This is a genomic window from Candidatus Mesenet endosymbiont of Agriotes lineatus (assembly GCF_964019585.1).
Classification (GTDB): Bacteria; Pseudomonadota; Alphaproteobacteria; order Rickettsiales; family Anaplasmataceae; genus Mesenet.
The window spans coordinates 801074-823698 of the sequence record NZ_OZ026454.1; the positions used below are offsets into that span (position 1 = coordinate 801074).

At 33.3% G+C, this 22625-nt stretch carries 23 protein-coding genes; 12 read left to right on the forward strand and 11 right to left on the reverse strand.

What is annotated here, in order from left to right; genetic code table 11:
- Nucleotides 1-28: 28 nt before the first annotated feature.
- The 6 genes from AACL19_RS03830 to AACL19_RS03855 all read left to right on the forward strand — a co-directional run bounded on the left by AACL19_RS03830 (nt 29) and on the right by AACL19_RS03855 (nt 6958).
- On the forward strand, nt 29-964 hold the full coding sequence (locus AACL19_RS03830; RefSeq protein ID WP_339045201.1) for a ribose-phosphate diphosphokinase: 936 nt from the start codon (nt 29-31) through the stop codon (nt 962-964).
- Complete coding sequence (gatC, locus tag AACL19_RS03835) at nt 954-1313, forward strand: Asp-tRNA(Asn)/Glu-tRNA(Gln) amidotransferase subunit GatC (RefSeq protein WP_339045202.1); 360 nt, start codon at nt 954-956, stop codon at nt 1311-1313. The genes AACL19_RS03830 and gatC overlap by 11 nt, the downstream gene beginning before the upstream one ends.
- 367 nt (nt 1314-1680) lie before the next feature.
- Nucleotides 1681-2463 carry a TatD family hydrolase gene (locus tag AACL19_RS03840; protein ID WP_339045203.1) on the forward strand — a complete coding sequence of 261 codons (783 nt, stop codon included), beginning with the start codon at nt 1681-1683 and terminating at the stop codon, nt 2461-2463.
- An 89-nt stretch (nt 2464-2552) separates the two neighbouring features.
- A complete protein-coding gene (locus AACL19_RS03845; RefSeq protein ID WP_339045204.1) occupies nt 2553-4292 on the forward strand; it encodes a type I secretion system permease/ATPase in 1740 nt (579 codons plus the stop codon).
- A gap of 49 nt (nt 4293-4341) precedes the next feature.
- A complete protein-coding gene (gene serS / locus AACL19_RS03850; protein ID WP_339045205.1) occupies nt 4342-5616 on the forward strand; it encodes a serine--tRNA ligase in 1275 nt (424 codons plus the stop codon).
- Between the two features lie 94 nt (nt 5617-5710).
- Nucleotides 5711-6958, forward strand: a complete 1248-nt coding sequence (locus AACL19_RS03855) for a hypothetical protein (RefSeq protein WP_339045206.1) — start codon at nt 5711-5713, stop codon at nt 6956-6958.
- A gap of 433 nt (nt 6959-7391) precedes the next feature.
- Here AACL19_RS03855 and AACL19_RS03860 read toward each other — a convergent pair whose 3' ends face one another.
- The 9 genes from AACL19_RS03860 to AACL19_RS03900 are packed head-to-tail and all read right to left on the reverse strand — an operon-like array spanning nt 7392 to nt 15150.
- On the reverse strand, nt 7392-7784 hold the full coding sequence (locus AACL19_RS03860) for a cytochrome c-type biogenesis protein CcmH (RefSeq protein WP_339045207.1): 393 nt from the start codon (nt 7782-7784) through the stop codon (nt 7392-7394).
- Entirely contained in the window at nt 7765-8856 is a 1092-nt protein-coding gene (locus tag AACL19_RS03865; RefSeq protein WP_339045208.1) for a hypothetical protein, read from the reverse strand. The genes AACL19_RS03860 and AACL19_RS03865 overlap by 20 nt, the downstream gene beginning before the upstream one ends.
- Before the next feature lie 2 nt (nt 8857-8858).
- Nucleotides 8859-9209, reverse strand: a complete 351-nt coding sequence (locus tag AACL19_RS03870; RefSeq protein ID WP_339045209.1) for a ferredoxin family 2Fe-2S iron-sulfur cluster binding protein — start codon at nt 9207-9209, stop codon at nt 8859-8861.
- An 8-nt stretch (nt 9210-9217) separates the two neighbouring features.
- The gene (gene hscA, locus AACL19_RS03875) at nt 9218-11056 is read right to left on the reverse strand and encodes a Fe-S protein assembly chaperone HscA (RefSeq protein WP_339045210.1); all 1839 of its coding nucleotides are present in this window, start codon (nt 11054-11056) and stop codon (nt 9218-9220) included.
- Nucleotides 11047-11544 (reverse strand): Fe-S protein assembly co-chaperone HscB, encoded by a 498-nt coding sequence (gene hscB / locus AACL19_RS03880; protein ID WP_339045211.1) that lies wholly within the window; start codon nt 11542-11544, stop codon nt 11047-11049. The genes hscA and hscB overlap by 10 nt, the downstream gene beginning before the upstream one ends.
- On the reverse strand, nt 11501-11869 hold the full coding sequence (locus tag AACL19_RS03885) for a HesB/IscA family protein (RefSeq protein WP_339045212.1): 369 nt from the start codon (nt 11867-11869) through the stop codon (nt 11501-11503). Before AACL19_RS03885 ends, hscB begins: the two co-directional genes overlap by 44 nt.
- A gap of 8 nt (nt 11870-11877) precedes the next feature.
- Entirely contained in the window at nt 11878-12279 is a 402-nt protein-coding gene (iscU, locus tag AACL19_RS03890; RefSeq protein WP_339045213.1) for a Fe-S cluster assembly scaffold IscU, read from the reverse strand.
- A 25-nt stretch (nt 12280-12304) separates the two neighbouring features.
- Complete coding sequence (locus AACL19_RS03895) at nt 12305-13555, reverse strand: IscS subfamily cysteine desulfurase (protein WP_339046672.1); 1251 nt, start codon at nt 13553-13555, stop codon at nt 12305-12307.
- A gap of 47 nt (nt 13556-13602) precedes the next feature.
- Nucleotides 13603-15150 (reverse strand): aminotransferase class V-fold PLP-dependent enzyme, encoded by a 1548-nt coding sequence (locus tag AACL19_RS03900; RefSeq protein ID WP_339045214.1) that lies wholly within the window; start codon nt 15148-15150, stop codon nt 13603-13605.
- 111 nt (nt 15151-15261) lie between these two features.
- Here AACL19_RS03900 and AACL19_RS03905 point away from each other — a divergent pair, with 111 nt between their 5' ends.
- Nucleotides 15262-15990, forward strand: coding sequence for an alpha/beta hydrolase (locus AACL19_RS03905; RefSeq protein WP_339045215.1), 729 nt, complete (start codon nt 15262-15264; stop codon nt 15988-15990).
- An 88-nt stretch (nt 15991-16078) separates the two neighbouring features.
- A complete protein-coding gene (locus AACL19_RS03910) occupies nt 16079-17011 on the forward strand; it encodes a hypothetical protein (protein WP_339045216.1) in 933 nt (310 codons plus the stop codon).
- 29 nt (nt 17012-17040) lie between these two features.
- Here AACL19_RS03910 and truA read toward each other — a convergent pair whose 3' ends face one another.
- Nucleotides 17041-17778, reverse strand: a complete 738-nt coding sequence (gene truA, locus AACL19_RS03915; protein WP_339045217.1) for a tRNA pseudouridine(38-40) synthase TruA — start codon at nt 17776-17778, stop codon at nt 17041-17043.
- Between the two features lie 178 nt (nt 17779-17956).
- Nucleotides 17957-19219: a hypothetical protein gene (locus tag AACL19_RS03920; RefSeq protein ID WP_339045218.1), complete on the reverse strand. Its 1263-nt coding sequence runs from the start codon at nt 19217-19219 to the stop codon at nt 17957-17959.
- A gap of 171 nt (nt 19220-19390) precedes the next feature.
- On the opposite strand from AACL19_RS03920, the gene AACL19_RS03925 reads away from it, so the two are divergent.
- From AACL19_RS03925 to nuoF, 4 genes are all read left to right on the forward strand, one after another.
- Nucleotides 19391-19978 (forward strand): protocatechuate 3,4-dioxygenase, encoded by a 588-nt coding sequence (locus tag AACL19_RS03925; RefSeq protein ID WP_339045219.1) that lies wholly within the window; start codon nt 19391-19393, stop codon nt 19976-19978.
- Between the two features lie 62 nt (nt 19979-20040).
- Nucleotides 20041-21030: a hypothetical protein gene (locus tag AACL19_RS03930; RefSeq protein ID WP_339045220.1), complete on the forward strand. Its 990-nt coding sequence runs from the start codon at nt 20041-20043 to the stop codon at nt 21028-21030.
- A gap of 49 nt (nt 21031-21079) precedes the next feature.
- Nucleotides 21080-21304: a hypothetical protein gene (locus AACL19_RS03935; protein WP_339045221.1), complete on the forward strand. Its 225-nt coding sequence runs from the start codon at nt 21080-21082 to the stop codon at nt 21302-21304.
- Nucleotides 21305-21352: 48 nt separating this feature from the next.
- Nucleotides 21353-22621, forward strand: a complete 1269-nt coding sequence (nuoF, locus tag AACL19_RS03940) for an NADH-quinone oxidoreductase subunit NuoF (RefSeq protein WP_339045222.1) — start codon at nt 21353-21355, stop codon at nt 22619-22621.
- Nucleotides 22622-22625: the final 4 nt, after the last annotated feature.

Consider the following 22625-nt stretch of genomic DNA (forward strand, 5'->3'; position numbering starts at 1 on the left):
TAATTACCTTTTTCTCTATAAATAATTTATGAAGATTATTGCAGGAAGTGCAAGTAAAAACCTAGGAGAATCAGTTGCTTTGGGACTTGGAGTAGATGTCAGCAATGTAAATATTACTAAATATTCTGATGGAGAAACAAACGTAGAAGTAATAAATGACTTAAGTGGTCATGAAGTTTTCATTATTCAAGCAATTTCACCTCCTACAAATGATAATCTAGTAGAGGCGTTGCTTATAGCTGATGCAGTAAAGAGAGTAGGAGCAAAAAGAGTAATTTTAGTCGTGCCTTATTATGGGTACAGCCGTCAAGATAGAGTAATCAAAAATGGTAAAATGCACTCAGCACTAAGTGCCAAGCTGGTTGCGAGCTTAATTAAAACAGCTGGTGTGGGTAGTGTCATTGCAGTGGACCTGCACTCTAGCCAGATAGAGGGCTTCTTTGATATTCCCATAAGTAACTTGAGTGCATTTGAGGTATTTGCTACTAGAAGTGTAAAGCTTGAAAATACAGTGATTGTAGCACCTGATGTTGGAGCCTTAAGTAGGGCACGCAACTTTGCAAAGGTTCTTTTAAACCAATATAGAGTCAATTTAACTAATGAAATTGTAGTAATTGATAAATATAGAGAAAAAGCTGGCACATCTGAGGTGATGCAGGTCATAGGGGAAGTACATGGTAAAGACTGTGTTATTATAGATGATATAGTAGATTCTGCAGGAACGTTATGTAATGCTGCCTTTGCATTGCAAGAGCATGGAGCTAAATCTATAATAGCATATATAACTCATGGGGTATTATCAGGTAATGCGCTAGATAAAATTTCATCTTCTGCTTTAGATAAATTAGTTATAACTGATACCATATCTCATAATAATAACTTACATGATAAGATTGAAATTATGCCTATCACAGACATTTTAGTAAAAGCAATAAATTCTTATGGAGGTAAAATTGAAACATAAATCAACGGAGGACATAATATTATCTTTAATCAAGTTTGCAAGTAATAAAGAGGCAAACGCTATTGACACTTCTGAAGTAGAAAAGATTGCAAAACTTGTAAAAATAAAACTGTCCCAAGATGAAGTTGACTATTATGCCGGAGAGTTAGCTATGCTAAATTGGGTAAATAAAATTTTATCATACTTAAATACTGAAAATATATTACCAATGCGTTATGGCGGTATTGTAGATACATTACACATGCGTTCAGATATTGTTAGCCGTGAAAATACAAAAGATGATATTTTATCTTGTGCTAAGTCTGAACATGGATATTTTGTGGTACCAAAAGCTATTAGCAATGAATAACTTTCTGAGCTTTAAAACTTGCCACACTAATTAAACCTTCCGTTTTGATTAGTTGTAGTTGATAAATTTACAATTAGAGTTTACTTTGGCTATAATAGTTTTCTTTTAGTTAATATGTTGATCTTTTAAAGATTTTAATATATAATTAACAATGTAGTAAATGAAGAGAATAATTATGGTAAATTCATCTACCATTCAAAGTATACAAACGCTAGATCAAGCAATGATAGGATGGTTTAAGCTGAATCAGGAAGTATTGTATTACCTTTAACTAGAAGAAAAAAACACTTATGCTAAAGCAAGTTATTGCATCATCAATGAGTTGTGGTTAGAGTTTAATGTTTAGATCCTTCAGTATACTTTAGCCATGATAGTTGATTCTCATTGTCATTTAAACTATTTTTCACAAGAAGAAAGAGACAAGGTTATTGCAGACGCAAAAGCAAATGATGTTGGTATAATGCAAACCATATGCACTACCATAAGTGAATTTGCTGATTTGCTAAAAATTGCTCACTCTTGCGTGCAAGTTTATACCTCAGTTGGTGTACATCCATCAAATGCTGCTACTGGAGAATATATAAGCACAGAAGATTTAATCAAACTTACTACAGATGAAAAAGTTATAGGTATTGGAGAGACAGGTTTAGATTTTTATAAGCAGGGTAACACTGAAAAGCAGATAAAAAGTTTTTTAGCACATATAGAAGCAGCAAGAGAGACGGGCCTGCCACTAATTATTCATTCGCGAGCAGCGGATGAAGAAATGATAAATGTTTTAGAATCAGAGATGAAAAAAGATCCTTTCACTGCCGTTATGCACTGCTTTGCTTCATCTGATAAGCTTGCACAAAAGGCAATTGAACTTGGGTTTTATATATCATTCTCTGGAATAATTACCTTTAAAAATGCTGAAGTCATTAGAGATATTGCCACTAGCATTCCTTACGAACGTGTCCTGGTTGAGACAGATTCACCATATCTATCACCGGAACCACATAGAGGTAAAAAAAATGAACCAGCAATGACAAAATATGTTGTAGATTATCTGGCAAAATTATGGAGTAAGAGTTCTCAGGAAGTAGAAGCAATTACTACCAATAATTTTTTTAAACTATTTACAAAAGTAAAAATAGAAAAGGTTGAATAAGTGTAATAATATACAATCAATAATTCATATTAATATTTTTTTAAATAATATATTATAAATAGACAGAAGATTATAAAGGGTAATAAGAAGTGGAAGGAGTAAATCTACAACCAGCAGTAGCAAAAGAATTAAAAGAAAGTCTTTTATATATATGCTTAGAGAAATGCAAAAGTGCATTTTGGTTTATATTTTGGTTCAGCTCTGGTATTAATTTTTTAGTACTTTTTTTGCCACTTTATACTTCGCAGGTATTAGACCGTGTTATTTCAAGTGGTAGCGTTCCCACTCTTATTATGCTTTCAATCATTACTTTAACAGCATTTGCCTGTTCTTCAATGCTTGAGACATGTCGTTATTTGGCAATGGCAAAAATCGGCGATTGGTTAGACAAAGCAGTTACTCCTGACCTCATAGTTAAATCAATAAGGCTCACGTCAGTTAGAAGTTCTACATCAAGCGGAGAAGCGCTTAGAGATCTTGGAGTGATTAAGGGTTTTATTACTGGTTATGGGGTATTTTCTTTATTTGATACTCCATGGTCAATAATTTACTTAATCGCCATATTTATGATTCACCCTTCTACTGGCTTTATCGCCATAATTGGTGTGATTGTATTGCTATCTATGGCCATATGGAATGAATTTGCCACTAAAAGAATAATAAAAGAGACTAACGAAGAATCGATCAGAAATATAAACGCTATAGACGTGGCAACTAGAAATGCTGAAGTAGTTGAAGCTATGGGTATGGCTGAGCATATAGTTACTGAGTGGTGCGAAAAAAATGATCAAAATCGTACTTTGCAAACTAAAGCTCAAAGTCGTTCTAATGTTATTATGGGCGTTACAAAGTTTCTACGCTCAACTCTGCAAATATCAGTGATTGGTACAGGTGCTTTGCTTGCAATTGTTGCCCATAAAACTGCTGGAAGCATTATCGCTGCATCGATTTTGATGGGAAGAGTTTTAGCGCCTTTTGAAGCTTCAATTAACACTTGGAAAATGCTTACATCGGCAAGACTATCTTACAAAAGGCTGCAATTATTAATACTCACTAGCCCTAAAAGAGAGCAGACCATGTCTTTACCAGAACCTGAGGGACAGCTGTTATTTGATCGAGTATTTTTTACTCCATACGGTAGCAATAAACCAACTATCAAGGGCATATCGTTTACTATAGATCCAGGAAATATAGTTGGTGTCATTGGCGCTAGTGCATCAGGAAAATCAACAATAGCAAAATTAACTGTTGGTGTTTGGAAACCTATTGCAGGAGTTGTAAGACTCGATGGAGCAGATGTCTATTCTTGGAATCGCACAGACTTTGGTCATTATGTAGGCTACCTTCCACAAGATATCGAATTGTTTAACACTAGCATTAAAGTAAATATTGCAAGAATGGATCCAAACCCAAATCCTGAAGAAGTTATAAAAGCTGCAAAAATTGCTGGAATACATGAGCTGATATTAAGTTTTCAAAATGGATATGATACAGTGATCGGTGGCTCAGGAGTAACACTTTCTGGTGGTCAAAAACAGTTGCTTGGCTTAGCTAGAGCTTTTTATGGTAACATAAAGCTCTTAGTTTTAGATGAACCAAACGCCAACTTGGATGGTACGGGTGAGACGAGATTAATAAAAGCAATTGAGCATGCACGAAATAATGAAATTACAACTTTAATAATTACTCACAAAATTCCTTTATTATCTGTGGTAGAAAAGATAATAGTTATGCATGACGGCACGGTTACTGCTATGGGATCAAGGGATGAAATTTTAAGTAAAATGCTTTCTCAAGCTCCACCAGAAAAACCCGATAAACAAGAATAGTTTTGAAGTTGCTTTAGTTCTATACTATCATCAATTTTTTGTAGCGCTTATGCATGATATAGAACTCATACGTAAAAATCCTGAAGCTTTCTCCCAAATGATTGAAAAAAGAGGGATAGAAAGATTAGTAGTAGAAAAAATACTTGAGCTTGATACAAAAAAAAGAGCATTAACCAAAAGCATTCAAGACTTGCAGATGAAACGTAATGGAGTAACGGATAAGATTGCAGAATTAAAAAGAGATGGAGTTGAATATATAAGTGAAGTGAAAGAGTCAAAGAACATTACAAACGAAATTAATGAAATTAATCCTGAAATACTAAAACTAGAAGATGAATTATTTATTTTACTCTCTTCTCTGCCAAATCTCTCATTAGAAGGAGTTCCAATAGGAGAAGACGAAAGTCAAAATGTAGAGATAAGAAAAGTTGGAAAGCCAAAAGAGTTTAGCTTTAAGCCTTCACCACACTATGAATTAGGGGAAAAGTTAGGCTTTATGGACTTCAAACAAGCAGCAGCAATCTCTGGCTCAAGGTTTGTAATACTAAAAGATAAATTGGCAAAATTAGAACGAGCATTGATTAATTTTATGCTAGATATCCATACGCAGGAATTTGGTTGTACTGAAGTGTCACACCCGGCGCTGGTGCTTGAAAAAACAATGTATGAGGCATGTCAATTGCCAAAATTCGCTGAAGACTCTTTTGTAACAACAGATGGATTCAGACTGATTCCAACAAGTGAAGTACCGCTGACAAACCTAGTAGCAGATAGCATAGTAAATGCTGAAGATCTGCCTATGAGATTTACTGCCGTTTCTCCATGCTTTCGTAGAGAAGCAGGCAGTGCAGGCCGTGATACACGTGGGATGATTAGGCAGCATCAATTTAGTAAAGTTGAACTTGTAAGTATTACAACTGAGGAACAATCTCAAGAAGAGCTTGAGCGTATGCTAAGCATTGCAGAAGAAGTGCTAAAACGTCTAGAACTACCATATCGCGTGATGCTCTTGTGCAGCGGTGATATGGGCTTTGCCGCACAGATGACTTATGATTTAGAGGTTTGGTTCCCAGAGCAAGGTAAATATAGGGAAGTTTCAAGTTGCTCAAGTTGCGGTACTTTTCAAGCAAGAAGAATGAAAGCTAGGTATTATGCTACGCAGGATAAGAAAATAAAGAAATTCGTTCATACTCTCAACAGCTCTGCACTAGCCATAGGCAGAACCATAGCTGCTACTTTAGAAAATTATCAAAACGCTGATGGTTCAATTATAGTTCCAACGGTTCTGCAAAGTTATATGAATAACCATAAAATTATTCTTTAATATACTATATTTCTTTTTTTTATTAAATTTTATTATTTACTTTTATTATCAAATATATTAATATATTATTAAATAAAGCAGGGAGAAATTTAGTATGCCTAGAAAAAAGGAAAAATATTCTACACTAGATCAAATTGTAAATGCACTTTTAAAGAAGGAAAAACTTGATGATAGCAAATATCAAGAACTTCAAAGCTCGATAAAGATAATAATTGCTGCAAACGTTGATGACGTAGTAAGGGATTATCTCAATAGATGCTTAGCAATAAAGCAAGATATAAGCAACTTACTAATATCAATTAATGAGGCAAATACTTCTGGTGCAATTGAAGGATTCAATAAAAAAATAAGTTCAATTGATAATGAAATTAAAGAAATAGATATTAATCAAATAAAACTTGGCATTGAAACAAAAAAGGTCAAGACTCAGATTAAGAGTATTAAAGAAGATTTTCAGCCCAATATAGAAAAGTTTAAGGAAAGACTTAAGCAAAAAGAAAACGAGCTTGAAGAAGAAAAGAAAATGGTTCAAGCACAAAAAGAACTATCGGATGCAAGTAGTAGCGAAACCAGCTCAGATCAATCTCCAATAAAAGAAACTGGTACAGTGTCACAAAAGAGAGGGGAGCGTGATGAAAAAAGGTATGAACAGCATTTGCAAGAGCAGGAAAAACATAGGAAAAAGGGAAAACAAAAAAGCGGCTGTGTGATTGGTCAATCAAAAGCACAAAAAGAAGATGGAATTATAAATACTGAACTCTACGCATTATACTATCAACTCACCATTATAATGTCTAAAGTAGTGAATACTATGCATAATGACATCATAAGAGTAAACAATAGAAAAAATAATACTGCATCTGGAACTATGAATATGCCTGATAAAGAATATAAGGTGTTCGATTCAATATTACAGTGCTACATAAAAGTATACTATACTAGCACGATAATGAGAATAATAATAAGAATGTCATTGGGAAATATTCAGGTTATTTCAACGGATGCACAAGATAAATTTGAAAGATTACAACATAGTCAAAAAGCTCCCTTTGAAAAATTGCTTTCTATCTTTAGGCTAAAGCAAAGTGAAGCAAAAATTAAAGATAAGGTTAAAAATATAGAAAGTAACTTTGAGGCTGCGATTAATGTTTTGTCTAAGTATGTTGTAGATCTTCCTATATCTTTGTACTCAAACATACCATGTATTAATAATATAGATAAAATAAAAAATAATTTAATAAATGATGTTGTCACCATATCAACCTCAGAGCAAGCTTATAATATGATAGAAAAAGATGAAATGATTCATGCTATAACACCAAAAAAAATGCTGCGGATTTAGATAAAGAATTCATTAAACTTCTAGACACTGTTTTAAAAGACAGTGGCTACAAAGAAGAAGTGAATAAGGTGCTAGAGAAGCTAATGAAACAACCTTCACCAAGCAGCGATGTAGAAGAGGCATCTCTGCAAGATGGTGCATATGCACAAGTTAGAAAATAAACAGTTCACATATCATAGATAATTTTTAGATTATACTATAAAGAGCAGTAACTTTTATTAACTATATAATTTTTTATTAGATCAGGTTTAAGTTACTACAGCTTAATACTAATAAAATTTGAGACAACAAAAACTCCTTTAAAAGCAATCATTGACATTAAGTTAAATTCTTAATAAAATTTAATAAAAAGATTCATTTTTTGGGGGAATAAAAAGTAAATATATTACTAAAACCCACAAGTTAAGTAATTTAATACTATATTACTAATAATTTATGTATTTGTTTTCTTATAATAAAATGTTGAAATGATTGAAATACCAATAAAGAAAATCAACACCGGTAAGGTCCATAGCATGTAAGTGTTGGTCTTGAAGGGTGGTATATTAATTATTCTATCACCATAAATGTATCTTAAATTTGAGATTATTTCTTCATCACTGTCACCACTTCTAATTCTCTCACGTATAGCTTTACGCATATCATAAGCTAATTGTGATTGGGATTCATACAGAGACTCCCCACTACAAACAGGACATTTTACAATTTTAAATAAATCAATGGCATGTTTTTCCAGCTTATAATCACTTAGTTCTTCATCTAAAACAAAAGCATGGACGGCAAAAAAGGGGATTAGTATTAAAAAACTAATTACCAGTGTTCTCATATTTATTAGTTTCTATATCTTCTTTTTCATTATTATATATCTTTTGTATTTTATCTATGAATGTGTCAAACTGCATATTGCCAATGTATGCTGCTTTATCACCACTATTGTAACTTAATGTGACTCTAACGTCATTATCATTAATTCTCTCTGCGATATTAAGGACTAGCTTTTGAATATTATCTATGGTTTGAGTACTGCTTGAGGGTAAATATTGGCTGGCTAGAAAGGACATGCATTCTTTATAGTTTAACATATCAATGCTAATTTCACCTTTGAATGAGTATGATAACATTGCAATGATAAAATCATGTAAATTTCCTTTTGCATTAATAGCAAAATTATTGCCACTAATTGAGAATTCTTCTATGTCTAAGTTTAATTTTACATTTGATTTATTGCTTAGAACTTCAACATCAAAATTTGCGTTAATTTCTGGATTAATCTGATCTTTTATATCAGTATATTTGCTAATGTGAGAACTAACGCTAAGCTTTATATGCTCATCATATTTTTTATCAAATATCAGTTGTAGATGGTTCCCTTGGCTGGATCTTGTACTAGCTTCACTATTGCTACTTAAAGTTATGCAACTTAATCCATGGTCTTCATATCTTAACAGATTAACATAATCTACAATACTGATCTCATCTTTAATCTGTAGTAAAAAAGGTAATTTATTTAATTTTGAGGTAAGAGCTAACTTATGAGTATTACAAACTACGCTATAGTTTTCTTGATCATTAGATACAATAATATCTACCTTATTGCCAGGAATAGATAAGGACAACCATTTACTGAACAATTCATACTTAAGCAGCAAGGAATCTAATTTAATAAAAGTTGATTGAGGTGTGGTAATTTTAGGTTTTTTTATATCTAAGTTTATACTAAAAGGAAAACCATACGTGACAATATTGTCATAAGTAAGCTCAATCTCATAAGATTTTGCATAAGATGAAACCTTTTGCAGCATATTTTTAGTTTTACTAGTGGCATAAAACCATAACCCACTATAAGCAACGAAAAATAACAAGATTATAATAGCCGTAGTACATAAAATTTTACGCATTCTTATTTTTTATCCAGTGATATATTACGTGTGCTGCTTGGAATTCGTACGCATAAGCCATCAATTTCTTTAGTAACTTTGACTTGGCAACCAAGCCTTGAAGTTTCAGTAAGACCAAACGCTAAATCCAACATGTCATTTTCTTCATCAGATATTGGATTAGTTTTTTCAACAGTATCGTAGAAATCTTTTTCAACGATAACATGACAAGTAGAACAGGCAAGCGATCCCTCACATGCACCTTCCAGTAAATCAGGGTCGCTTCTATGTGCCAGTCTTAGTAATGTTTCACCCTCATGTGCATCATAAGTTTTTTTGCTTCCATCTGGTAAAATGAATGTTACAGTTGGCATAATGTCCTTTATTTTTTAGTATCTTTTAATTGATAATCAATTATTGCATTATGTAAATTTTTATCTGTTACTTTTTGCAATAACTTAGGAGTTTCAGCTTTTAAACGAGTAATGGCATTATTAATCTCGTTTAAGTCTGATCCCAGTAGTGCCTCTTTTGCGTGATCTAAGGCTTTTTGCAATTCTTGATCTTTTACCTTAAAATTTTTTATCGCTGCATCAAGTGTTTCAATAAAATGTTTATTGTTTACTTTAACTTCAGCTATGGATCTTTTTTCTATATCATCACTGAAATTTTCCACTGATGCAGTTACTATATCCTCTATTTCTTTTTGAGTTAAACCAAAGTTTGAATTGACAGTAACTTCTTGTTTTATACCTGTGGTAGACTCTACTGCTGTGACATGTAATATACCATCGGTATCAACTTTGAACTCAACTTTAACTTTTGCTCTACCAGCTGGAAGTGACGGTATTCCCTTAAGTTCAAATTTCGCTAAAGATTTATTTTGCTCAACCATCTCACGCTCACCCTGAAGAACGTGTATTGTCATTGCTATTTGTCCATCCACATAAGTTGTAAATTCTTGTGTTTCCGAAACTGGTAGAGGAGTGTTTCTTTGTATAATTTTTTCAACTATTCCTCCCATAGTTTCTACTCCCAAGGACAAAGGCAAAACATCAATTAAAAGCCCTTTATTTTGAGAATTAGAGGTAAGATAGTGAGCCTGCCTTGCGGCACCAATAACTACTGCTTTCTCTGGATTAATATCATTTAATAATTTGTTAGGAAATACTTTAGCAAGAGAGCTTTGCACCAATGGAACTTTAGTTGACCCACCAACCAATATAACTCCTTTGATATCTTCAATACTTAAGTTAATGTCTCGTATCGTATCTATGATAATATTTATAGTTTTATCAACCAAATCGGATATTAAAGCTTCAAATTTACTTTTTGTAATTTCACATTTAAATGAATTCTCATCTATATTAAAACTAAAAACTCCTTTTTCATGAATGCTTAAAAATTCTTTTACAGCACGCGCCTCAGTAATAAGTCTATTTCTTCGAGCAGTATTTAGTTTTACCCTATCAATATGGCCATATTTACCAAGTACATACTCAACAAGTAAAGCATCAAAATCATCCCCACCTAAGCATACGTCTCCACCGACAGCAAGTACTTGAAATACCTTCTCATTGTGGAGTTTTAATATCGATATGTCAAATGTACCACCACCTAAATCATAAACAGCGTATATTTCTCCTTCATTTTGTTTATCAATACCATATGCAAGTGCAGCAGCAGTTGGTTCATTAATTAATCTTAACACTTCTATCCCTACAAGTTGGGCAGCAAATTTTACTGCATTTCTTGCTGCATCATCAAAATATGCAGGTACAGTTATCACTGCTTTACTTACCGTATAGCCCTTTGCGTTTTCAACTCTTCTGCATAATGCTTTTATTATATCGGCAGCTATTTCAACTGGAGAAAGATATTTTCCACCACCAAGATCGATTTTGATAGTACCACTGTGACTACTAATTTCATAATTAAAGCGAATTTTATCGATAATTTTTTTTATATCATCAGGTCCTCTACCCAATAAACGCTTTATGGAGTAAATAACATTAGTATCTAATTGGCTAATGCTGGATCCAACCTTGACTGCACCACCATAATAAGAGACTGCTGAGCGAAGTAGCTCTTCACCATGCTCATCTTTAAAGATACATACATTATTATCCTTATCAACTGCAGCAATTAAAGAATTGGTAGTTCCAAAATCTATGCCAAAGGCTATAGATGCATGAGGATCTGATATTTGAATTAATTCCACTTTACCTCTTCGTATGATTTATTTAGATATTTAAGCCTATGCAATTGCCCTGTTGCTTTGTTTAAATCATTATTGGCAAAGGAATTCTTTAGATTTCCAATACACTCTTTTATCTTATTTTCAATGATTTTAGTTAAAATCTGCTTATCATCACCACTAAGTATAGATTCCCTAATTTGCATCGATTCTTCAAGAATCTCAGAATCCACATTGCAATTTTTTTCAGCCTTAAGTAAGGAAAGCAAATACTCAGTTCTCTTCAAAGGAGATTTTAATGTTTGATAGGCTTTATTGATGTTGATAGTATCTTTTACAGCTATAGATTTTGCATGATCTAAGGTGCAATTATCAGGGTGAAAAGTTTTACTTAGTTCAATATACTTTTTTTCTAATAAATCTAAATCTATGTCAAACTTAGGTTGTATGTTAAATAGAGTAAAATAATCAGACATAAAAACTTTCTCCGCAACCACATCTTCCTTTTTCATTTGGGTTTTTAAAGATAAATCCTGATGAAAATTTATCTTCTACAAAATCCATCTCTGATCCCAATATAAACATGATGGCCTTTGGATCTATCAGTACCTTAATTTTGCTACCATCATGCACAACCGCAATAGTTGATTCAAAAGGGCGAACTTCATAAGCATATTCAATATTATATTTCAAACCAAAACACCCCTTTTGCTTAATAATTATTCTAATACCAATTACTTCCTGCCCTTTATCCTCTAATAAATATTTTATCCTATCGAGTGCTTTATTAGTTATAGTGATAGGATCTTTTTTGTTAATCTTATCAACAACACTCATTAGGCTACCTAAGAATTAACCTTATTTTGAACTTCCTGCTTATATTGATAATCTTTAATAGCAGCTTGAATTGCATCCTCTGCTAGCACTGAACAGTGTATTTTAACTGGAGGCAAAGATAACTCCTGCACAATATCAGTGTTTTTTACTTCAGTGGCTTCTTTAATAGTTTTTCCTTTTATCAGTTCTGTAAGCAAAGAACTTGAAGCAATAGCAGAACCACAGCCAAAAGTTTTAAATTTAGCATCTTCAATAACGCCATCCTCACTAACTTTTATTTGTAGCTTCATAACATCACCACATGATGGTGCTCCAACTAGACCAGTGCCAACACTTGGATCATCTTTATCTAAAGATCCAACATTTCTTGGATTTTCATAATGATCCAAAACACGTTTATTATAACTCACAGATTCCTCACGAAAAATTAACTAATTAATGTGCATCCCATTGAACAGATTTTAAATCTATACCTTCTTGCACCATCTCCCATAAAGGGCTCATATCAAGTAATTTACCTATCTTTTCTACTACTAAACTTGCAGCGTATTCTATTTCTTCTTTTGTTGTAAATCTACCTATACCAAATCTAATTGAAGAATGTTCTAGATCATGGCCATTATTTAATGCTCTTATAACATAAGAAGGCTCAAGTGATTCAGAAGTACAAGCAGATCCAGAACTAACAGCTAATTCATTTATTGCCATAATGATTGATTCTCCTTCAACATAAGGAAAACTTATATTTAAATTACCAGGGATACGTTTTTCATAATCTCCATTTAGGACAATATATGATGGCAACCCTTCATTTATCTTTTTATATAAAATGTCTCTAAGATTTTTTATCCTTTTCCCTTCTTCTTTCATTTCTTCCTTAGCAATACGAGCTGCTTCACCAAAACCAACAACAAGTGGTGTTGGTACCGTGCCTGAACGCATTCCTCTTTCCTGTCCACCACCACTAATAAGTTGAGTAAGTCTTACACGTGGATCCTTTCTGCGCACATATAAAGCACCAATACCCATTGGACCATAAATTTTATGGCTAGAGATACTCATCAGATCAATATTCATGTCATTTATATCTATTGGTATCTTACCAAAAGCTTGAGCTGCATCGGTATGAAAAAATATGTTACGTTCACGATGTTCACTGTCCTTACGGTGTTTACTATGTTTACGACAAATCTCGCCTATTTCTTTTATAGGTTGAATCACACCTATTTCATTATTTGCCATCATCACTGAAACTAAGATAGTTTTATCAGTAATTGCTTTTTCTAGTTCAGATAAATTTATTATCCCGTTTGTTTGTACAGGTAAATATGTAACTTCAAAACCTTCATCTTCTAGATGCCGACAAGAATCTAGTACGCATTTGTGTTCTGTACAAACGGTTATTATGTGATTGCCCTTATCCTTATAGAACCTTGCAACTCCTTTAATTGCCATGTTATTGGATTCAGTTGCACCGGAGGTAAATATTATCTCCTTACTTCCAGCACCAACTAAATCAGCAATTTGCTCCCTAGCTAATTCTACAGCTTCTTCCGCACTCCAACCAAAGTTATGGCTGCGAGAATGGGGATTACTAGGTCGGTTAAAATAATATGTTATTACCTCAATCACACGAGGATCTACCTTGGTCGTAGCTTGATTATCAAGGTATATGTTTTTTAACATACCATTTTGTTTCACATCAATGGCATTTATCTTTGTAGTCATAAACTTTAAACCAATTTAATATTATTTTTATATATATTATACCAACAATTAATTATTTTTTCTATATCATCACCTGTTGTATTCCATCCTATGCTTATTCTAATTGAACACTCTGCTTGTTCTTTTGTTGCACCCATTGCAAGCAAAACATAAGAAGGCTCAATCCGACCTGAAGAACATGCAGCTCCACTACTTATTGCAATGTTATTCGTATCAAAAATCATAAGTTGCACATCACTTTTAACACCAGGCATACAAATGCAGCTAGTATTGGGTAACCTATCAACGTTTTTGCCAAAAATAATTGCATTGTCTGCAATTTTTAATATTTCAGATTCGAGTTGATCACGTAATTCTTCAATTCTATTTGCCTTGCCTAAAAGCTCTGGTATTTGTTTAACTGCAGAAGAAAAACTGGCAATTGCAATGACATTTTCAGTACCAGCTCTAAGTCCTTTTTCTTGTCCACCACCAGTGATAATAGGTTCTATTTGTAGATTTTTATCAAAGATTAAAGCACCAGCACCGGTGAGCCCACCCATCTTATGTGCTGATAAAGTTAGTAAATCTACCCCTAAATCTTCCATGTTTACATCAATTTTTCCACATGCTTGCGCAGCATCTGTGTGGCAAATTGCACCAAATTTATGAGAAATTTGTGCTATTTCTTTTATTGGCTGGATTACCCCTATTTCGTTATTTGCCATCATTACTGAAACAAGTATCTTCTTTCCTTGTAGCTTGCATAATATTTTCTCTAATTCTGTAAGATTAATCATGCCATCACAATCAACAGATATAATATAGGGGTTGCTTACAGATCTCATAATTGATGGATGTTCTACTGCAGAAATAACCTGAACATATTCCTTCATTCCCTTCATAGCTAGGTTATTTGCTTCAGTTGCAGAAGAAGTAAACAATATTTCCTTATTATCAGAAGCACAGGTAAAGCTACAGATATCATCCCTTGCATCTTGCAGAATTTTGCATACCCTTTGCCCAGCTTGATGTACTGAAGAAGGATTTAATGTTTTATATGATAATATATAAGATGTATTCTCTTTAACAGAATTGCCAATTGAAGCTGTTGAGTTATAGTCAGCATATACATAGTTAGAATCTAATGATGAGTTGTTGCTTATATTAAAATCTTCATTAAGTACATCATTTAAGGATATCTTGTTAAAATAACCTTTTATATAATTACCAAGATTATCCCATAGGGTATGAGTCTTGCATTGAGTTTGATCTTTTAGACATCCTATACCATTATTATCACATCTTGTTATTCTTATTTCTTCCCCTATTGCTTCTAGTATATCACTTATCTTTACTGATTTAGGTGAGCAATTTAGGTAATACCCCCCCCCTGGACCTCTTGCAGCAGAAACTAAGCCACTTTTTCGCAATGCTGAAATTACGTGCTCTGAGTATCTTTCTGGTACTGACTGGAAATCAGATATATTGGATAATTTTGTGGGTATAGAAGTATTGCCTGCTAAGTGAACCATAACCATAACTGCATATCTTAACTTTGCTGTGATCAACATCTTAATAAAAATCTATTGTATAACTGACTTAGTTAACTTATAATTAGTAAATATAATAATCTATATAAAGTAATAGACCACTTGTCAAGTGGGTTTTTTGGGATTAATTAAATGGTTGAAGTCTTTTTTAATAGCTCAGCTCCAACTGGTGATAGTTCAACTAGAAGAATAGAAGGAATGTATCATCAAAGTAAGGATGTTAGTGCTCCTTTGGCTCTAGTTCTACCGTCTCATCCTCAATATGGTGGAAATATAAATAATAAGGTAGTTTGTAGCCTTTTTGATGCTTTTACTAATAATGGTTTTTCAGTACTTAAAATTAACTTTAGAAATATAGGAAAGCAGGCAAGCACATTCAATAGAGGTATAGATGAATTGAGTGATGCAGCGTCAGCAATGGATTGGCTGCAAGATAATAATGTCAGTACAGTACCTTTTTGGGTTGCAGGTTTTTCATTTGGTGCATGGGTTGCTATGCAGCTTATGATGCGTCGTCCGGAAGTAGAAAGGTTTGTCAGTATTGCACCCCCTGCTAATCAATATGATTTTTCATTTCTTTTTCCTTGCCCTGTTTCCGGGTTAATAATACAAGGAGATCGAGATAATATTTCTGAAGAGGTAGTGGTATCACAGTTAGCAGAAAAGTTAATCACTTCAATGAATAGCGAATACATGCAATACCACATTATAGATGGTGCAGATCACTTTTTCCATGATAATATAGGAGAAATTAATAAGATTATTGATGATTATGTTAAAGCATGGTTAGATAATATCTCAACAGTAAATAAAAATAGCCTTGTAAAAAGAGCAAGGAGAAAGACCCGCCAACATGCATAACTCTGTTTTAGATGTAAAAAATTGATGATAAATTTAATTGATAATAGTAATAAGGATTAGATAACTCATTAGAATATAGTAGGGGAATATGGGAATAAGAATAATTAAGAATATTAAAACGTTGATGGAATTGTTATCACTGCCTTTTAAGAAAGGCCTCAGTGGTGAATACTATACAAATAAAAGTATAAAGTCTATATTTTATGTTAATAATTATGTTCAAGAGAAACAAGCTAAAAACATTTTAAATAAACCAGCAGAGCATATCATGTTGACGAAACAGTTGTATGTTCACAGTGATAATTCTCGGCAGCCTTCTATGCGGTCTGATCTAATTGTCAAAACGAATGGCCAACTTGAAATCAGTTCTAAGGAAGCAAATAATCTGACAAGTAGGTTCAATCTCAAAGAGAGTGAGCAGCCTGATGTTAATATAAGATCATCAGTTCAAAGGCTAAAATTAACTAAAGAAAATAAGCAACCGTTACAAACTAATCCACCTTATGAAAAGGTTAAGTCTATGATATCTTGTGGTACTGAGGGGCCAGAGAAAGTAGATACCGCTACGCAACCTAAAAAACTTAGTGATAATCCTAAGTTTTTAGGAGTTGTGCAAAAACTTGAAAATCAATTGAAGAATTCTTTAGAGTCTAACAGTAAAAATACTGCCTTGCTTAGTAGTAAAAATAAAGAGAAGGAAGAGGAACAAGCTTGCAAGAAAGATGTTTTACCACTTACTTCTAGCTTTGGTGATTTGCCAGTGGAACTAGAAATTAAACTTGTAGTTTTTAGTGATAATAATTCCCCTATGCCACCACCTCCTCCACCTATTGGAGGCTTGGCAAATTTCAAAGGGCTAAAGCTTCCTTTATCGCCGCCTATGCAAAGCAAAAAAGAAACTCAACAGAAAGACAATATATCTCAAAATAAAGTCAATATAAAATCTAATCTAAACAGTTCAGTTGTAGAAGAATTAAAGTCCACATTAGAAGAGAGAAAGGAGAAGGCATATTCAGTTTAAATATACCGTTTTTCTTATTAAGTTAAATTTTAATAATCTATTCTTACTAAATACAGCCCATATGGTGGCGCTGTAGTACTAGCCGCACTTCTTTTACACTTTCTTAAAATATTTGAAATTTCTTCTGGTAATAAACGACCTCTTCCACATTCTACAAGAGTACCAGTGATTATTCTGACTTGATTATGCAGAAAAGAACGTGCTGATATTGCTATGTTAATATTATAACCATCTTGTAATACTTCTATGTTGTCGACTGTCTTTATTGGATTTTTTGCCTGGCAATCTTTTGCGCGAAAGCTAGAAAAATCATGTTTTCCTATCAGATATTTAGCAGCTTTATTCATTTTATTTACATCTAATTTTTGACATACTTGCCATGCACGATTATGGTCTATAGTGAGTGGTGCATAGCGATTAACTATTCTATATAAGTAATGCCTTCTTTTCGCAGAAAAGCGTGCGTGGAACTCGTCGTTTGTAGTTTCTACACTTAATACACAAATAGGTAACGGTCTTAAGTGATAATTAATTGCATTTCTCACTACATACAACTTATGTCCTTTTTGTAGATCAAAGTGAACTACTTGACCTAAAGCATGTACACCAACATCAGTTCTACCACCACAATGAGTTGTGATTTCCTCACCCAAAAAGTTTTTTATAGCACTTTCAAGTATTTGTTGTATGGAATTTGAAGAATGTTTTTGACGTTGCCACCCACTAAAATTATGACCATCATACTCTAATACTACCTTATAACGCACTTAAAAAACTTACTTAGGACAAAATTATTAAAATAAAATCTTTTCCCGTCAGACTCAGTTATCATAAACATCTTAATTAATTCCGTACCTTTTTGATCTATACATTTATTCACACATAATGACAATTCAAATTCTCCTGTTTTTTAGAGAATATAAGGGGAATATTATCACTCTTAGCTCATATTAATTGTCTTGCAAGATTTGGGGAAGAAGATGAGTGTGATGATAAGAAACTTTTTGGCTGTTCCATACTTCCCTTAATACAATTATCAGAAGATGAACGTGGTAAGGAGATTTTTGGCTGTCCATCTTTACTAATATTAGCATTAATTCTTTCTGGACTGTTATTATTATCGCTGATACCACTATCTTCATCATGGTTACTATTTTTAGCATAATCCTCAGCAGATTTATTACTACTTTCTTCTTGTATTTCAAAAGGAGTTTTAACTTCTTCTTTCCAGTCAGGGTCAGGTGTAATACTTCCATCTTTAGCTCTCCTTATTTTATCCATTTTTTTTATTAAATCTGGATCTAGTGGTATCCGATTAGACACATCGAGTGCAATGCCAGTTAATCTATTACTATTTTTACTAATATCGATGACGGGTTTTAACTTTACGCCTTCTCTTATATCTTCAAGGAGTTTAGTCCTGTCACTTTTGCTATATTTATTCTTCTCACTCTCGTCAACGCGCTTTAACTTCGTTTGACTGATATCTCTTATATTTTGCAATTGATTTACAACTTTAGGCTTATTAGTTAAAGGTATAGGAGGGGGAGTAGGTATATTCTGATTATTGATATCCTGTGATTGAAATAAGATTTTGGATTTATCAGCTTTATTTATAATTTGTGACTGATGAGTAATTGGAGTATGTTTATTTGCTACTTCTTTTGGAGGTCCAGCAAAGCTTGTCCCTTGTGTTTGGGGTATATTAGGGCTTTTCAAGTGCTGGATTGTAGGTGATGTCTGACCATTTAAAATCAAGTCTGGTTTATTGTTTTGCTTAGCATTTTCAACAACTTCAGGAGTTAAAATCTCTTTATTATTTATTTTAAGTGTGTCATTAGGAATATGTTGTTGTGCATCATATTCTTCATTAGAGACGGGCGGATCACTAAGATCAATAAGATCTTTTGAGTGATCTTCTAAGTTTAGACACTCTTTGTTAGTGCTACAAGCAGTTTCTTTTTTAGGGGCTTTACCACTCCTTCTATGAGTGATGTTATTATGAATAGCATAAGCATTATAAGCAGAGAGTGTTGTACATGTAGCAAAACCAAGAGAACATAGTAAGAATAACGGGCTACCAATACCTACTGTTATTAAACTATAAACAACACCTGTAACAGAAAACAAAGAGGTAAAGGTAAAAAAAGCAAGTAAAAAAACATGTAGTAGATTATTGGTTTGTTTATACTGCTTATACCTTTTCATCTTGAATCCCCCTTTTGCAACTATTGTGATTTACAGTTAAGAAGATGATAAACTATGTCAATAGAATGATCCCCTTCATTTAAGTTTTTCGTTCTTCAGTATTTACATAAAGTTTACAAAAAATCCAAATTTAGGTATAAGTTTAGATAATATATTTAAAGTTGTAAAGAGATGAAATTCTATAAGCTATTTTTTATTTGTTTCCTACTATGTAGTAGAATTTTATTTGCGTCAAACCTTGCTAAAACAAAATGTACTGAAACTCCTGAAGTTTATGATTTGGAAAATAAGCCGGAAGGATTCAATTTGTCAAATAATTTAAGACGTAAAGCTGGCTCTGCAGATATAGCAAAAGGGGAGTTAATATATATAAAAGGGAAAGTAACGGACATAAATTGCGTGCCAGTGCAAAATGCAGTGATATTTATATGGCAGGCTGATGCTAACGGAATTTATCAAAACATAAAAGATGCAAGTAATGCTGACCCAAATTTCCTAGGTTCAGGGAAATATATTACAAATAACTTGGGCTATTATAATTTTATTACTGTCATGCCAGGTAATTATCAAAATATTAATTTCCTTGTACAGCACCCTGATTTCATTGAATTACATACAAAAATGTTTTTTTCTGATAACTCAAAATCAGAAGATTTTATAGAGCAGCTTGCAGCTCCTTACACAGTGGACAAAAATGGCACAAAAACATACAGGTTCAATATTGTCCTTGGGGGGCATAATAAGTATACTACGTATTAATTGTGCAAAATTATTAATTATGTTATACTTTAAAATATAAAATTAATCAAAAGAAGGGGGATATGATTGATAAAACTAATAATAAAAACGAAAATATTCAAAACACAAATCAAACTAATGTTGATAATACACAGGTAGATCAGGGTAGCGTTTTCAGTGAGCTACCCTTTTTTGAGCATAGTGAATTCGATGATATAGAAGTAGTTAATACTGATAATGTCCATTTAGAATTAGATGGTGATGATGATTCAGATGATGATAAAAATACAAGCGTTGGACAAATAGATGAGATACAGAGTCCTGCAAGTACTGAGTATGCTACTCCTCTTGAGCATAGTGAATCCGATGCTGCAAAAATAGTTAGTGATGATGATCACTCTGTAAGACAAGAAGATGATAATGATACAGATGAACGTGAACTAGAGGACAAGTCAAAACCAGAAAAAAGAAGTGATTCAATTCCAAACATAATACCATTTTTTGATAGTGAAGATTTGAGTACTGATGATACAAGTAAGCCTGAACTAAAAGATGATTCCAAATTAGCAGAGGAGAAAACAGTCTGCAAAGAAGAAAATAAGCATGAAATCACAGGTACAAACTCTGAATCAAGAAAAGTGTCTCTTAGTGATGGTGAAAGTTTAACTGGTGATAATTCTGATTCTAGCACGCCTCATACACAAACTTCGCGTGTGAGTGAAGGTAGTAGTACTTCAAGTGGGATTAATCATAATACTTCAAAAAAGAAAGTGTCTAAATCGCCATTTGCTAATTTTTCTAAAGGAGAGAAGGCTCTTTTGTTGTTTGTAACATTATCGTCTGCTGCTTTTATTGCATCGTTTATTTCTTCAGTTTTAGGCAAGCCTCTCTGCCCTGATAAAAAAGGCAATTTAATATCGCTTGCTATTTTGGGTACTATTGCAATTATTTTGGTCACTGTTTCATTATTTCATTTTCATTATCCAGATAAACCAAAAGGGGAATCGTTGCCGTTAAGTGCACTTGGAGATGGCAAAATTGCTAAAGTGTCTGAAGATAAAAAACATGTGTAGCTAAAATTTTATAAATGAATAGAATGTTGTAATAGTAACTGTAATTTCTATGAAACATTTTTTCTATGATGCAAGTCGTTTAGCTGTGTCTTTTGCTAGTGTAGTTTTAGATACCGTGGTATGCAGTGTACAAAAACTTAAATCTGGTGTGTTCACTTGTCTTAGTGATGAACTGGTAAATCGTGATGAGTTTTCAGCTTTAAGTAAAGTAGTAAAGGAAACTGCAGTGAAGCAAAGTGAGATTGAAAAAAAGCTAGACAATTTAAAAGACTAGCTTACTAAAGATCCAAGGTAGTTTATACATATGATTTTTATATAATATATGCTTAAAGAAGAAGATAGAATATTTACTAACTTAAATGGCAAAGAAAGTCCATTTTTAAGCGCTGCCAAAAAACGCGGTTCTTGGCGGCAAACGAAAAAGTTTTTGGGGTTAAATCCAGAAGATATCATAAATGAAATAAAAAAGTCTGGATTGCGAGGCAGAGGAGGAGCTGGGTTTCCCACAGCCTTAAAGTGGAGCTTTATGCCTAAAGAAAAATCAGATGCATCTTATCTGGTAGTAAATGCTGATGAATCTGAACCAGGAACATGCAAAGATAGAGATATTATAAGATATGAGCCGCATAAATTAATAGAAGGAACATTACTTGCAAGCAAAGCAATAGGTGCATCTGTTGCATATATATATATTAGGGGTGAATTTTATAATGAGTATCAAATATTAAAGAAAGCGTTAGATGAGGCGTATAAAGCTGGACTAGTTGGCAAGAACGCTTGTGATTCAGGTTATGATCTAAATATTTTTATTCACAGAGGAGCTGGTGCTTATATATGTGGAGAAGAAACTGCTCAGCTTGAATCCATTGAAGGGAAAAAAGGCATGCCGCGTCTTAAACCCCCCTTCCCTGCTGCTTCTGGGCTATTTGGCTGCCCTACTACAATAAATAATGTTGAAACTATCGCTGTTGTGCCAGACATTTTAACACGTGGCGGTGACTGGTTTGCATCTTTAGGTAAACTAAATAACACAGGTACTAAAGTGTTTTGTATCTCTGGGCATGTAAACAAGCCTTGCAACGTTGAAGAAGAAATGGGAATACCGTTAAGAGAATTGATTGAAAAACATGCAGGTGGAGTACGTGGTGGTTGGGATAATTTACTTGCTGTGATACCAGGGGGATCTTCTATGCCTCTGATTCCTAAATCCATATGTGATACTATAGAAATGGATTTTGACTCTTTAAGAGCTGTACAATCTGGCCTTGGCACTGCAGCGGTTACAGTGATGGATAAATCTACAGACATTATTCAAGCAATAGAGAGGCTTTCTCATTTTTATATGCATGAGTCTTGTGGGCAATGTAGCCCTTGTCGAGAAGGTACAGGTTGGATGTGGAGAGTTATGAAGAGAATGGTTAAAGGTGACTCAACGACTGAAGAGATAGATAAATTACTAGATATTGCTAGCCAAGTAGAAGGGCATACCATATGTGCGTTTGGTGATGCAGCAGCATGGCCTATACAAGGATTAGTAAGGCATTTTCGCTATGTTATAGAGGATAGGATAAAAACTTTTCATCTAGCTTAATTAC